Origin of the sequence: Longitalea luteola (genome assembly GCF_017356035.1) — a bacterium.
In the GTDB taxonomy this organism is placed as follows: Bacteria; Bacteroidota; Bacteroidia; order Chitinophagales; family Chitinophagaceae; genus Niastella; species Niastella luteola.
In genome coordinates this window covers 298,304-312,729 of sequence record NZ_JAFIQX010000008.1, presented here as the reverse complement: position 1 = coordinate 312,729, position 14,426 = coordinate 298,304, and the positions used below count along the sequence as shown (strand labels likewise).

The 14,426-nt window shown below is 47.4% G+C and carries 11 protein-coding genes; 8 read left to right on the top strand and 3 right to left on the bottom strand.

All coding sequences use genetic code 11. From position 1 onward, the window contains the following. The 3 genes from JUB15_RS19780 to JUB15_RS19770 are packed head-to-tail and all read left to right on the top strand — an operon-like array spanning position 1 to position 3,066. On the top strand, positions 1-1,812 hold the full coding sequence (locus JUB15_RS19780) for a fumarate reductase/succinate dehydrogenase flavoprotein subunit (protein WP_207514342.1): 1,812 nt from the start codon (positions 1-3) through the stop codon (positions 1,810-1,812). A 2-nt stretch (positions 1,813-1,814) separates the two neighbouring features. Beyond that, the gene (locus JUB15_RS19775; RefSeq protein ID WP_207514340.1) at positions 1,815-2,561 is read left to right on the top strand and encodes a succinate dehydrogenase/fumarate reductase iron-sulfur subunit; all 747 of its coding nucleotides are present in this window, start codon (positions 1,815-1,817) and stop codon (positions 2,559-2,561) included. A gap of 10 nt (positions 2,562-2,571) precedes the next feature. Then, on the top strand, positions 2,572-3,066 hold the full coding sequence (locus JUB15_RS19770) for a hypothetical protein (protein WP_207514338.1): 495 nt from the start codon (positions 2,572-2,574) through the stop codon (positions 3,064-3,066). A 133-nt stretch (positions 3,067-3,199) separates the two neighbouring features. Here the strand turns inward: JUB15_RS19770 and JUB15_RS19765 are convergent, their stop codons facing one another. Continuing rightward, positions 3,200-3,538, bottom strand: a complete 339-nt coding sequence (locus JUB15_RS19765; RefSeq protein WP_207514336.1) for a hypothetical protein — start codon at positions 3,536-3,538, stop codon at positions 3,200-3,202. A gap of 245 nt (positions 3,539-3,783) precedes the next feature. After that, positions 3,784-5,079 carry an MFS transporter gene (locus JUB15_RS19760; RefSeq protein WP_207514335.1) on the bottom strand — a complete coding sequence of 432 codons (1,296 nt, stop codon included), beginning with the start codon at positions 5,077-5,079 and terminating at the stop codon, positions 3,784-3,786. Between the two features lie 120 nt (positions 5,080-5,199). Between JUB15_RS19760 and JUB15_RS19755 the strand changes: the two genes are divergently transcribed. From JUB15_RS19755 to JUB15_RS19735, 5 genes are all read left to right on the top strand, one after another. After that, entirely contained in the window at positions 5,200-5,871 is a 672-nt protein-coding gene (locus JUB15_RS19755) for an RNA polymerase sigma factor (protein WP_207514333.1), read from the top strand. 103 nt (positions 5,872-5,974) lie between these two features. Then, the gene (locus JUB15_RS19750) at positions 5,975-7,177 is read left to right on the top strand and encodes a FecR family protein (RefSeq protein WP_207514331.1); all 1,203 of its coding nucleotides are present in this window, start codon (positions 5,975-5,977) and stop codon (positions 7,175-7,177) included. A gap of 34 nt (positions 7,178-7,211) precedes the next feature. Next, positions 7,212-10,463: a TonB-dependent receptor gene (locus JUB15_RS19745; protein ID WP_207514329.1), complete on the top strand. Its 3,252-nt coding sequence runs from the start codon at positions 7,212-7,214 to the stop codon at positions 10,461-10,463. Between the two features lie 11 nt (positions 10,464-10,474). Further along, complete coding sequence (locus tag JUB15_RS19740) at positions 10,475-12,064, top strand: RagB/SusD family nutrient uptake outer membrane protein (RefSeq protein WP_207514327.1); 1,590 nt, start codon at positions 10,475-10,477, stop codon at positions 12,062-12,064. Positions 12,065-12,096: 32 nt separating this feature from the next. Continuing rightward, positions 12,097-13,485 carry a Gfo/Idh/MocA family protein gene (locus JUB15_RS19735; RefSeq protein ID WP_207514325.1) on the top strand — a complete coding sequence of 463 codons (1,389 nt, stop codon included), beginning with the start codon at positions 12,097-12,099 and terminating at the stop codon, positions 13,483-13,485. A gap of 89 nt (positions 13,486-13,574) precedes the next feature. On the opposite strand, the gene JUB15_RS19730 is transcribed toward JUB15_RS19735, so the two are convergent. After that, complete coding sequence (locus JUB15_RS19730) at positions 13,575-14,330, bottom strand: hypothetical protein (RefSeq protein ID WP_207514323.1); 756 nt, start codon at positions 14,328-14,330, stop codon at positions 13,575-13,577. Positions 14,331-14,426 lie beyond the last annotated feature (96 nt).

The window sequence follows — 14,426 nt, the reverse complement described above, 5'->3', positions numbered from 1 at the left end:
ATGGCTGCTTTTGATACATACAATTACGATGTACTGGTTATAGGCGCCGGTGGCGCAGGGCTTCGCGTTGCCATAGAAGCTGCTGCCAATGGGGCTTCTGTGGGTTTGATCTGCAAGTCATTATTGGGCAAGGCGCACACGGTAATGGCGGAGGGAGGCATTGCCGCTGCCCTGGCAAACGTTGATGACCGGGACAACTGGATGGTGCATTTTGCAGATACGATGCGGGGCGGTCAATACCTCAACGACTGGCGTATGGCCGAATTGCACGCCAAAGAAGCGCCCGACCGTGTGCGCGAACTGGAAGCCTGGGGGGCGTTGTTCGACAGAACCAGGGATGGCCGCATTTTACAACGGAATTTTGGCGGCCATAAATACCCGCGCCTGGCGCATGTTGGCGACCGTACCGGACTCGAAATGATCCGCACGCTGCAGGACTATGGCATTCACCAGGGCATTGACGTGTTTATGGAATGCACCATTATAAGTCTGTTGAGGAATAGTGAGCGCATCGCTGGCGCATTTGGCTACGAACGGGAAAAAGGACATTTCAAATTATTTGCCGCCAAAGCGATAGTGATCGCAACCGGCGGTATTGGCAGGGCTTACAAAATTACCAGTAACAGCTGGGAGTATACCGGTGATGGACATGCCCTGGCATATCATGCAGGCGCCGAATTGATGGATATGGAATTTGTACAGTTTCATCCTACCGGCATGGTATGGCCGCCGAGCGTTCGCGGCATCCTGGTTACGGAAGGTGTTCGCGGCGAAGGAGGCATTTTGCTCAATAGAGAGAATAAACGGTTCATGTTCGACGAAATTCCTGCATTGTATCGACAGCAAACGGCCGACAATGAAGAAGAAGGATGGAGGTATACGCAGGGCGACAAACTGGCCAAACGGCCACCGGAATTGCTCACCCGTGACCATGTGGCCCGATGTATCGTTCGCGAGATCAAAGAAGGGCGGGGGAGTCCACACGGCGGAGTGTACCTGGACATTTCCTGGATCAAAAATAAAATTCCAAATGCGGCCGAACACATCAAAAAGAAACTGCCCAGCATGTATCATCAGTTTAAAAAACTGGCCGACATCGATATTACCAAAGAGGCCATGGAAGTAGGACCTACTACCCATTACATGATGGGCGGCATTCGGGTAGATGCGGAAACACAAATGTCAACCGTGCCCGGCCTGTTTGCTGCGGGCGAAGCAGCTGCCGGGCTGCACGGCGCCAACAGGCTGGGAGGTAACTCGCTGTCGGACCTGCTGGTCTTTGGAAAACGCGCCGGCGAATTTGCCGCCAAATTTGCCAGGGAGAATACCCAGGCCGCTATTGATCAACGTGAGATCGGGATGGTGGCGAAAAAAGCATTGGAACCGTTTGAACGAACGGATGGTGATAATCCCTTCCAGGTACAATACGACCTGCAGGAAACCATGCAAAGCCTGGTTGGTATTGTTCGCAAGGAAGAAGAATTACAGCACGCAGTGGCAGCACTACAGGAATTACAGCACCGGGCCGGCAGCGTGCGGGTAGCTGGGAACAGGGAATATAACACAGGCTGGCATACGGCGCTGGACCTGCCAAATCTACTAACTGTATCAGAGGCCATTACCCGGGCGGCTATAGAACGGAAAGAAAGCCGGGGTGCACATTTTCGCGAGGACTATCCAGGTAAAGATGAGCAAACCGGTAATTGTAATTTGATCATAGTAAAAGCAGCAGATGGACAAATGCAGGTAAAACGTGCGCCGCTGCGGGTTATCCGCCCCGATCTTAAGAGTATCATCGATGAAATGAAATAACGATGGCAACAGCAATCTTTCAAATATGGCGCGGCGATGCCTCAGGCGGAAAATTTGAAAATTATTCCACCGAAGTGTCAGAAGGCATGGTAGTGCTCGACGCGGTGCACCAGATCCAGGCTGAATCGGCCAATGATCTGGCGGTTCGCTGGAATTGTAAGGCCGGCAAGTGCGGCTCCTGCTCGGCCGAGATCAATGGCGTACCCAAACTTATGTGTATGACCCGCCTCAGTGAACTTTCGCTGAATAAACCGGTGTTGCTGCAGCCCATGAAAGCATTTCCTCTGATCAGGGACCTGGTAACAGACGTTTCCTGGAATTTCCGGGTAAAGAAAAAAATTAAAAAGTTCAAACCCCGTACACCCGATGCAAAAGACGGTACCTGGCGAATGGCCCAGCAGGATATTGACCGGGTACAGGAGTTTCACAAATGTATTGAGTGCTTTTTATGCCAGGATGTATGTCATGTGCTTCGGGAGCATCAGCTCCATGATGAATTCATTGGTCCGCGGTTGCTCGTGCATGTTGCTGCCCTGGAAATGCATCCGCTCGATGTAGAAGACCGGCTTGCAGCGGTAAAGAAAACGGGCGGCATCGGGTATTGTAATATTACCAAATGCTGCACAGCGGTTTGTCCCGAGGGCATAACGATCACCGATAACGCCATCATTCCGTTAAAGGAAAGGGTGGCAGACAGGTTCTATGATCCTGTGAAAAGACTTCTGCGGTTTTTATTTGCAAAACATTAAAAGATCAGCCATGCTTCAACTTAAGCCCATTTCCCGCGATAGCCTTCCCGGCGCTATTGAAAAAGCGGAACGATACCGGCTAATTTGTGAACCGGCGCTTGCAGAAAGTATCTGTCTGGATATTTTGGATGCAGATCCTCAGAATAACAAGGCCACTATTATTTTACTGCTTGCCATTACTGATCAGTTCAGCACTTCTTCCGGCGATGTGAACCGGGCGCGTCAACTGCTGCCCCGGCTTCAAAGCGACTATGAAAAGAATTACTATGCCGGTATTATCAGTGAACGAGAGGGATTGGCGTTGTTGAACCAGGGAATACCCGGTAGTCATTATGCAGTATATGAATGGCTGAATGAAGCCATGACGTATTTTGAAAAAGCGGAAGCACAGCGTCCGGTGGGCAATGACGATGCTATCCTGCGGTGGAACACCTGTGCCCGGTTGATCATGCGTCATAAGCTGGAGCCTGCCAACGAAAAATATGTTGAACCGCCTTTGGAATGATGGCCATGGTAATTAGTTGTGGACCGGCAATGGCCGCTTATTGCAGAAGAAATTATTGAAACAAAAATGGCTACATAAAAGTTGAGGCTGTATTGGATACAGCCTCTTTTTTAATTTCCGGGTAGCTCATTGGCTATAAATCTGCTTCCAGCCTTCTGCTAATTTCCTGTTCCAGTGCATCTGGCAGTACCGCGCCTTCATCGTTTATAGCGGTCAGTCTCCCGATCTCAGAGTCCCACGTAAATACATGGTCGGGTCCGCCATTTACACTTATGTAATATCGTTGCTCACCATTAAAGGTAAACGGTTCTGTAATAACTGAATAAGGAACATCATCGACCAGCAGATCGTACGTTTTCCGGTTCCCCGGTTTTCTTGGTGACTGAACATCTTCAGGAAATGCCTGTTGGCTTTGATGGCTGGCGCCTCTTCCGGATGTTCCCTGTTTGTTTTTGTCTCCACGTCCTGACATAACTATTGAATTTTATACAGCAAAAAGCACAGTAATTATGCCAGCCTGTGAAGAGCCTGTTGATCATCAATTCGTGGAATCTATTAGCCAGCCTCTTAAGGCAGAAAGGGAAAAGTTTGCCCCGATGCAGCTGCCTGCCGCAGCATTAGAAATACACACCTGACACCAGGTCTTCGAGCAATCCAGGTTGCGTAGGCTGTTAACCCATATAGCTAATTCAACCAGCGGATGGTATAATTTCCTGGTTACCCTGCAACAGGGTCTTTGCTCTTATGTAAATATTTTTCATTGTGCTCGTTAACAGGGTTATCGGGTGTTGGTGCATTGTAAGGCTTCATGTCTGATGACAGGAATTTTGAAAAGCCGGCAGCGATCAGCAATGCAATAATGCCCTGTGCCAGTATGAGGTTCTCCGTGTCTACATATTTCGATAACCAGCCTAACACCAGACTTCCAATGGGTATGGTGCCAAACGCGGCCATGGTAAAGAAACTGACAGCGCGGCCACGCATCGCAGGGGTAGAAGCAAGTTGAATGATGGTGTTGCAAATAGGTATGACCGACATAGCGCCAAATCCGCATAAAGTGCCCAGCAACAGGTTCAAGACCAAATACCGGGAGTAGGAAAACAAAATGAGTGCTGCCCCCAGAATGACTATGTTGTTGCGCAAGGTGCGCTTGAGGTTGTGACCTGGCTTGCGCGATGCTATGGTTAAGGTACTGATCACAGCGCCCAGTCCGATAAAAGCGCTGAGATAGCCGTAGGTAGCTGCATCACCTTTGAATATTTCCCTGGCGTACACAGGTATCAGGTTAATATAAGTATTTACCAGTAAACAAACCATGGTTAGTACCAGCAGGGTGTGACCTATTTCGTGATTTTGTTTTACATAGTTCAAGCCATCGGTAAAGTCGGCGGAAACTTTTTTCTTCTTCGTAGTGCGTATTTCTTTGGGAACATTCATCATAGCCAGCGAAGCGATCACGGCTATAAAACTGATGGCATTGGAAGCGAAACAAACGCCTGCGCCATAACCGGCCAGTAAAAAACCGGAGATGGCTGGCCCCACCAGCCTCGACAGGTTATTGAGCGATGAATTGATGGCAATCGCATTGGGAAGGTCTTCCTTGTTGTCAATAAGGTCGTTGACCATCGATTGCCTGGCCGGCACTTCAAAAGCATTGGCAATACCCAGCAATACACTTAACAAAAGTATCAGCCATATCTCACGAAACCCGATGATATAAACGATAGCCAGTGCGGTTGCCTGCAGGGCAGCAACGATCTGCGAGATCAGTACTACTTTTTGTTTGTTGTAACGATCGGCTGCAATACCGCCTGCGGGCGACAATAAAAAAGACGGGAACTGTTCGGCAAAAGTGGTTAACCCGATCATGAATACGGAATCGGTCATTGTATAAACCACCCAGATAACGGCGGTGCGTTGTGTCCAGGTACCGATGCGTGAGATCAACTGGCCGAAAAAAAATAGACTGTAGTTGCGGCTGCTGAACGATCTGAAAGTATTTGCAAAACTCATTTCCTCTCCTCTGAATCAATCTTTTGTTTGAATAATATTACCCTGTCTCAAAATGTAAATCGCAGCCAGTTGCTTAATATGGGTGCAATTTACTCCATATTCACGAAAACGCCGGCCCCTTTGAATTTCGATCAAATTACTTATTTTGGGCTCTTTAAGAAAGTGGCTGCAACACCCGATACATATTACGAACAAAGTGTACTACTAAGATTACAAAAAGGGGATAGTGATGCCTTCCTGGAATTGTACAATCATTACCATCCTGCCCTTTATCATTTTGTTCTTCGCTTTGTTAAATCGCCTGCCATTGCCGAAGATGTGCTGCAAGACGTATTTCTGAAGATCTGGGAGATCAGAAGCCGCATCGATCCTGCGCTTTCTTTCAAAGCCTATCTGTACCGGATCTGCCGCAACAGTGTTTTCAAGCTGTTAAAGAAGATTGCTGTAGACGAACACCTGCGGCTACAGGTTATGCAGCAGTTTACGCAATCGGTTGCGGACGCTGATCTGAAAGTTTTATGGCAACAATATGAGGAAATCTTACAGGCTGCGATCAACCGTTTGCCTCCACAGCGCCAGAAAGTGTTCAGGCTCTGCCGGGAAGATGGGAAGACCTATGAACAGGTGGCTGAAGAGCTCGGCATTTCACGTAATACGGTAAAAGAACATATGATATTAGCCATGAAACTGATAAGAGAACACGTTGATCAATGTGGCGATACGCCTACCCATTTTATGTTTTTGTTATTTTTTCTTACAGATATTCCTGCAGCTTTCGTCAGTCAGATCTGATTATCATACCTCGCAAAAAAAATAATTTCATTTTTCTTTACAACCACCCACCCTTAATTCGCATCCGGGGATATTATATATACAACGCAGCCAAATACTGTTTATGCCGGGATCTAACGAACACTTCAGACAGCTTGTAACTGATTACCTAAATAATGCCTGCACGCCACAGCAGGTAGAAGAACTGATGCGATTGCTTCAACAGGACGCCGCTAACCGGGTGGTATTGCAGCTGTTACAGGCCGAATTCATTGCAGCAATGGAAAATAGGGACGAACTGCCTGTAGCCATCAGCGTCAGGTTACGCAATCGTTTGATGCAATCCGTTCAACCGCCTGTTACCAGGTTCTATCAGCGGTTATTTTTTAGAGTGGCAGCGGCTGCCATACTTATACTCTCACTGGGTGCCGGCTGGTTTTTCCTGCAGAAAAAAGCGCCGGTGAAAGAGGTGGTCAGGAATACGGCACCCCCTGTACAAACAACGATATCCAAAAAGACAGGCGCATATATAACACTCGCCAATGGCGAACAAATAGAGATCAGCAATGCAGGAAAAGATACAGTCATCAGTAACAATAACATCAATGTTATTAAGCTGGCCGATAGCCGCATTGCATACTATGATACATCTTCGCACAGCAACGCTGAAATTACTTATCACACATTAACAGTTCCACGGGGCATTAAAATGGTGCAGGTGATGCTTGCAGATGGTTCCATGGTGTGGCTGAATACCGCTTCTTCCTTAAAATATCCTACTTCTTTTGGCAGCCATGAAAGGGCTGTTCAGCTTACCGGTGAGGCCTTTTTCGATGTAAAGCACGATGCCGGCAGGCCTTTTACGGTGCGTACCAATAATATGTCGGTAAATGTGTTAGGCACCAGTTTTAATGTAAGCGCTTACGATGATGACGAACAAAGCAATGTGGTGCTGGTGAAAGGGAGTGTTGGTGTAAGCGCTAAAGGCCATGCGGGAATGCTTACAAAACGGCTGATACCTGGTAACATGGCTAGCTTTGGGCCGGGTGCAGAAGGGATCACTGTTGTCAGTGTCAATACGGATGAATATGTCTCGTGGAGGAAAGGGTACCTGCTGTTCAGGCAAACGTCATTGCAACAAATTATAAAACGCGTTTCGAGGTATTACGATGCAAACATAAATACGAACGTGCTTGCTCATACTGATGAAACATTTTCCGGCAGGCTCGACCTGCAAAGCAACATCGAAGATATTATGAACCTGCTGTGCCTTGGCACTCCATATATGTATTTACCAAAAGAACAGAAACTGGCTTTGAAAAAATAAAAGACACAACCAATTATTAACTAACCGCTGAAGTATGAAAATGAATTGCTGCAAATGTCCCGAACAGGGGCATACCAACCTGCTATTTTTAAAGATCAAGTTTACGGTTTTTCTATTGTTCATCGGTATGCTGAGTGTTTCGGGTAAAACCTATTCTCAAAACACCCGGGTAAACCTCCATCTTAAGCATGCCTCATTACCTGAATTATTTGAGGAGATACAAAAGCAAACGGATTATCTTATTTTTTACCGCGACAAGCTATTGAACCGGCAAATGAAAAAGACGGTTGATCTTAATGTAAAGAGCGTACCGGTTGCAGATGTATTGAAAATGGCGCTGCATGACACCGGTTTAACCTATACCATCAGCGGCCGGCAGATCGTTATTACGCCCAGAGAAGAGGCTGTCGCCACCAAACAACGCGATACCTTATTGTCAGTACGGGGGCGGGTGTACGATACCCATGAACCACCCGTTGCTTTGGCGGGCGTTACGGTGACTATCAAAGGAACTACTGTAAGCACTATCACAGATGCAGACGGCTACTTTAGTATCAGGGCTAACAAATACGATGTGCTTGTTTTTTCAAGAATTAGTTTCAAACCGGTTGAGTACACGCTTACGAAAAGCGATAATGCCCTTACCATTTCGATGAAAGAGGATGTGAACGACCTGGAGCAGATCGTGGTGGTAGGCCTTTCGGAACAAAAAAAGAAACATATAGCCAGTTCGGTGGCCACATTGAATGTTGCATCGAATATTACCGGGAAACCCATTACTACATTATCACAAAGTTTGCAGGGCGGTGTTACCGGCCTGCAGGTTACCCAAAATTCCGGTTTGCCGGGCGGGGATGCTGCCGCGATCAAGATCAGAGGGATCAGTACTTTGGGTGATTCGGATCCGCTTGTTCTGGTAGACGGCATTCCTATGGACATGAACCACATCGATCCAGTAACCGTACAAAGCGTTACCGTGTTAAAAGATGCTGCCGCTGCCGCCATTTATGGCGCCAGGGCCGCCAATGGCGTAATTGTCGTTACCACAAAAAGAGGTATTCCCGGCAAAGTGGCTGTTACCTATGATGGTTATGTGGGCATACAAACGCCCGCCAGCCTGCCCGATGTGGTCAACGCCCCGGAATATATGCGCATGTACAACGAAGCGCAGGTGAATGCCGGTAAACAGCCTTCTTTTTCGGATAGTGATATTGAAAACACGATCGCAGGTACCGACCCCGTCAGGTATCCCAATACCAACTGGATCGATGAAGTGATCGATAAAAGGGCGCCTATTACAAGCCATACGCTTTCAGTAAGTGGCGGAAACAACGTGGCCCGCTTTGCTTTAACAGGCAACTACCTGTATCAGAAAGGGATGCTGCCGGTAAACAATTCTACACGGTTCAATATCAGGGCCAACACTTCGGTTACGCTTAGTAAGAACTTTGTCATCAATCTCGATATGCTGGCCATTAAAAGAAACACCCTTACCCCTAACCGGTCAGTAGGCGGAAATGGTAACCGTTTGCTGGAAGATATTTACCGGGTGCCGCCAACCATATTGCCGAAGTATCCGGAAGTAGACGGAAGAACGATTTACGGCCGCTATGTAGATATTGTTAACCCGGTGGCTTACGCCGAAAAAGGCGGGGAGCGCAAATTTGAGAGTGGACAAACCAGTATTAACCTGCAGCCGAAATGGAGAGTGCTGCCGGGTTTAAACGTACGGGGACAATTCAGTTTCCGGTTAAACAGCGACATTAACCGGGATACCCGCAATACTTACAACTTCTTTGATTATTACACCGGGCAGCTGCTGCAAACCTGGTCAATGCAAAGGGCCGTGTCATCCAAGCGGGGTACTTACTATTACCTGGGCGCTAATGCCGATTATACCGTCAGTTTCGGCGACCACATGATCTTTGCCATGGCCGGTTATTCACAGGAAGAGACCAATTCAAACGATTGGGATGTTTCGTCTTTGATGTCTGGTTATGCCAAGCTGAACTATTCTTACCAGAACAAATACCTTATTGAAGGAACCATACGGGCAGACGGCTCTTCCCGGTTCAGTCCCAATAACAGGTTCGGTTACTTCCCTTCAGTGGCCGTTGGCTGGAATATGCACAATGAGAACTTCCTTAAAGACGTTGGTTTTATCAATAACCTGAAATTAAGGGCTTCTTACGGTTACTTAGGCAATGAGAATATTGGCTTGTATAAATACCAGACCCTCGTGAGCGCGACAAACGGTGTAGAGTCTACGTATGGCAATCCAAATATCACCTGGGAAACAGTGCATATGATGGATGCAGGTGCAGACATTGGTTTGTTTAATGGTAAACTGGAAATGACTTTTGATTATTATGATAAGATAACCAACGACATTATCTTGAATCCCTCGTTGCCGCTCGTGGGTGGTTTTGAAGGCGAAGTGCCGGTGAATGCCGGCAAGGTGCAGAACAAAGGGTGGGAACTATCAATGAATTATAATGCTAAGGCAGGAAGGAATATAAACATCTCCGTACGCCCGGGATTTTCATACAATACCAATACCATCCTGAACCTCGTGGCTGGTCCGTATATAAATGCAGCGGGCACTACCATCGATCAGTTGGGCAGCCCTATAGGTAGTTTGTATGGTTATAAGACAGATGGCTTGTTACAGGAAACCGATTTTGATAATTCCGGCAAAGCGGTGGTGCCCGTTTTACCCAATGCTGCGCCCGGCGATATCAAATACCTTGATCTGAGTGAAGATGGTGAGATCAATGCAAAGGACCAAACAGTTATCGGTAATCCGGTTCCGCAAATAAACTACTTCTCCAATTTCAGGATTTCCTACAGGAAGATAGACCTGGAATTCCTGATACAGGGCACTGGCAAAAGTGATGCAGTATTGCTCGATATGTTTGCCCTGCCATTGGACCTTAGCAAAGATGGCGGCGTACCTACAACATACTATGCAGCCAATTACTGGACGCCTGAAAGGACCGATGCGCGTTTTCCCCGGTTGTCGACAGCGCCTGCCAATAACAAATTATCGTCAGATTTCTGGTTCCAGAATGGCGCCTACCTGCGCGTAAAATTCATCCAGCTCGGCTTTGACCTTACATCACCATTAATAAAGCGTACAGGCATTAACTCTATGCGGCTTTACTTCAATGCCCAGAATCCGTTCACTTTTACGCGGCTTAAATTAACCGATCCGGAAAGCCGGGGCAACCAGTGGACATATGGTATTATGAAAACCTACACTTTAGGATGCAACATTCAATTTTAATTCGCCACAACATGAAACACCTTACTTTAATTATATCGATTGTTGCCGGTGCTATACTGCTTTCCGGCTGTAAAAAATACCTGGAGCACGATCATCCCACCAGCATATCGGATGCAGAATGGTGGAACACTTCCGCCGATGCTACCAATGCATTGAACTCAGTGTATGTTGGCATTCCCGACGGTTCTTCAGGCAGACAATTAATGTTTTTATCTGCATTGAGCGATGAAGCTGTAGCGCGGCAAAGTACCCGCGGCGATTATGAATCTTATGTAAAAGGATTACATAACCCTACCTGGAACGTAGGCGCCGGTATCTGGGAAGATGATTTTAAAGATATCCGCCGGGCCTGCCGCTTTTTGGAAAATGTGGACCGTTGTTTTATGGATGACTCGCTGAAGTTCCGTTACAAGTATGAAGCAAGGGCATTGCGGGCTTATTATCATATGGAGCTGCTGCTATTCTTTGGCGGTATTCCCATCGTAACGACCTCGGTTACACCTGCAAACAGTTACCTGGAAAGAAATACAGAATCGGAGGTGTACGATTTTATTGTAAGCGAACTGACCGACTGCGCTAATAACCTGCCTGCCGTTTATGTGAATGCCGACATGAAAAGAATTTCGGCCGGCGCCTGCTGGTCGCTGATCAGCCGGCTTGCCTTGTTCTACAAAAAATACGAGGTGGCCAGGGACGCTGCAAAAAAAGTGATCGACCTTGGCGTGTATGAATTATATAAAACGGCTTCCAACCCAAGGAACAGTTATGCCGATCTGTTCCTGTATACCGGCGAATTGAATAAAGAAAGGATCTTCTTCAGAGAGAACACCAGCGGCCAGCAATGGCTCACCTTTGCGCCGATGGGTGTAGGCGGAAAAACGGTTCTTTCACCTACAGCAGCAGTAGTGAACAACTATGAGACCAAACAGGGAAAAACGATCTGGGAGCTGGGCCCGGATTCTGCTGCTATCTATCAGCGAGATCCCAATTACAGGAACAACCGCGATCCGCGGCTGCTCGCTTCCGTAATGTTACCGGGGCAAACTTTTTCATCTTATGTATTGAAGCCTTTTGATGCATCGCAAACCAATCTCGACCGGCTGGGGGCGCAAAATGCCACGGCTACAGGTTTTTGGGTGAAGAAATACCTCGATCCCAAAGACCGCACGGGCACCCGCACACTCGACTACATGATCATCCGCTACGCGGAAATATTGCTCAACTATGTAGAAGCGTTGATAGAACTGGAGCAGCATCATCATCCCGATGTAGTGAAGTATTTAAACGAGATTCGCGAGCGCGCCACCATGCCGCCAGTGAATGTGACTGTATATAATACCCAGGAAAAGCTGCGCGAACTGGTGCGCCGTGAACGCCAATCGGAACTGGCATTTGAAGGGGGACGCTTTTATGACATCCGCCGCTGGGGTATATTGGGCACCGTGATGAATGGACAGGTATACGGAGCTGTTGACCCTGCCACCAATGAACCGGTGAAAGTAGAAGCAAGATCCTGTAATGAAGCACGAGATTTCCGCTGGCCTATCCCGCAGCGCGAAATACTGGCCAATCCCATGATGGAACAGAATGATCTTTATTAGTTCCGAAGCAATAACAAATCAAAATAGATTCAATGAACAGAAGAAACCTCATTAAGCAGCTCGGCTTAAGTATTGGCGCCACGGTAATAGGGTCAGAAACGATGGCCCGCCTGGCTGATGGCACCGTAGTTTATGAAATACCCAAAAATCCTTTACACAAACGGATCGACAAACCCGTTACCGCGATTACGCTCGGCGCAGGCGGCCGTGGCAATGTATATGGTAACTACGCCGCTAAATTCCCTGATATGTTAAAGATCGTCGGTGTTGCAGAACCCAACGTTGTGCGCAACGAACGGTATACGAAAAAGCACCAGATTGCCGAGACCAACCGGTTCGATACCTGGGAACGTGTTTTTGAACGGCCCAAATTTGCCGACGCTATCATTATTACCACACCCGATAACCTGCACTATGCGCCCTGTATGAAAGCATTGGAAATGGGCTACGACGTACTGCTGGAAAAGCCGATTGCGCCAACAGAAAAGGAATGCCGCAATATTCTGGCCCTGGCCAAAAAAACAGGCCGTATCGTGGCCGTATGCCATGTTTTACGGTACGCACCTTACTTTGTAAAAATGAGGGAACTTATAGCGCAGGGAGCCATTGGCGAAGTGATGAGCGTGCAGCACCTGGAGCCTATTGAGCACAGGCATATGGCTCATTCCTATGTAAGAGGAAACTGGCATAATTCAAAACAAACCACGCCTATCATTCTTGCTAAATCCTGCCATGACCTTGACATTATAAAATGGATCATTAATAAACCGGCTAAGCAAATAGTGGCCATGGGCGATCTCAAATGGTTCAGAAAGGAGAATGCGCCCGCCGGAAGCACGGCCCGCTGCACCGATGGATGCGCCGTTGAGCGTGACTGTCCGTATTCTGCCATCAGAACATACCACGATAAAAGAGAGCGCGTAGGCGTATTCGATATGCCGGAGGACAAGGCGAAACATGCTGAGCACATCATGGAAAAATTGCGTACCACTAATTATGGCCGTTGCGTTTACCGCATGGAGAACGACCAGCCGGATCATTATATCTCGAATATAAAATTCGGTGATAATGTTACTGCCAGTTTTTCCATGGAAGCGTTTACCTCCTACGAGCGGCGCCGTACCCGTGTAATGGGTTCTATGGGCGATATGGTGGGTGATATGACAGAGCTGATCGTCACCGATTTCAGGACCGGTAAACAAACCAAACTTGTACCCATTGCCGAAGATGTGGAAGGGTACAAGAACAACGGTCATGGCGGGGGCGACTGGCTGCTAGCGCGTGATTTTGTGCAGGCGGTGTCGCAACAGAATCCCAAATTATTGACCTCTACCATCGAGGAGTCTATCGAAAGCCATATCATGGGTTTCATGGCCGAAGAAAGCAGAAAGAAGAACAGGATCATGGATATAGAACTGTAGAATAACGCACTGATCTATGAAGAACAATGCCAGGCAGCCGTATACCGGCGCGCCTGGCATTGTTATGTAAGAACGTGTTTTAACTAAGATCAGAATTTGATCTGCAGCTTTTGCGAAACCAGCTGGTTGTCTTTATAATATTCATAGACCCACTCTTCATTCTTTTTAAAGACAAGACCACCCGCTGGACCGCCCTCAGCTATATAGTAATCGGGCAGCGATGTTTTGAGCAGGGTCAATACTTTTTTGGGTGTGGTATCCACTAACTGGTATCCATTGGCTGTAGGCTGTGCGTACAGGGTGCCGGTGATGTCAGCGACAGTAGCCGGTGCAGGTGTCGGAGTAGCCGGATTGGCCGGCGACGTCTGTGAAACGGCCGGTGCTGCCGTTGGTTGCTGGGGCTGCGTAAACGTGGTGCCATCATATTTGTAAGGCACGTTGTCAAGCGAACTGAAAGCATCTCTCAAAGCCATGTTATAGGCTGTATGATATTCTTTCTCCCTGCTCTTTCCTTCTTTACTTTTAAAGATGATATTGCCCTGGCAGTCTTTCAGCTGCAAGGTTAAGTTGGTAACGAAGATGCCTTTTTTCTCTACAACTTCTGCATTCAGCGCATTACACTTGTTGGCCGCAACTTCCGGCGGCAATGTGGCATTGGCTATAACAGCGGTAAAACCTTTGTCTTCCAGCAGCAGCTTCGTTAAAGTATTCAATCCATATTGATCGTCTGCTTTCGAAAAACCGAACTTTTCAGGCACAATTACATATTTGTAATTGTTCAGGTTGGTTTGCGAGTAAGCAGTAATAGTGAGTAGTGTCAGAATAAATAAGACAGATGCTTTCATATTTTGCTTCATATTGTTACGAATATACAAAAACTTACAAATGCGCTTGCTGCATCCTTTTGACCGGTGATAATATTAATTTAAATTTGTATGCCT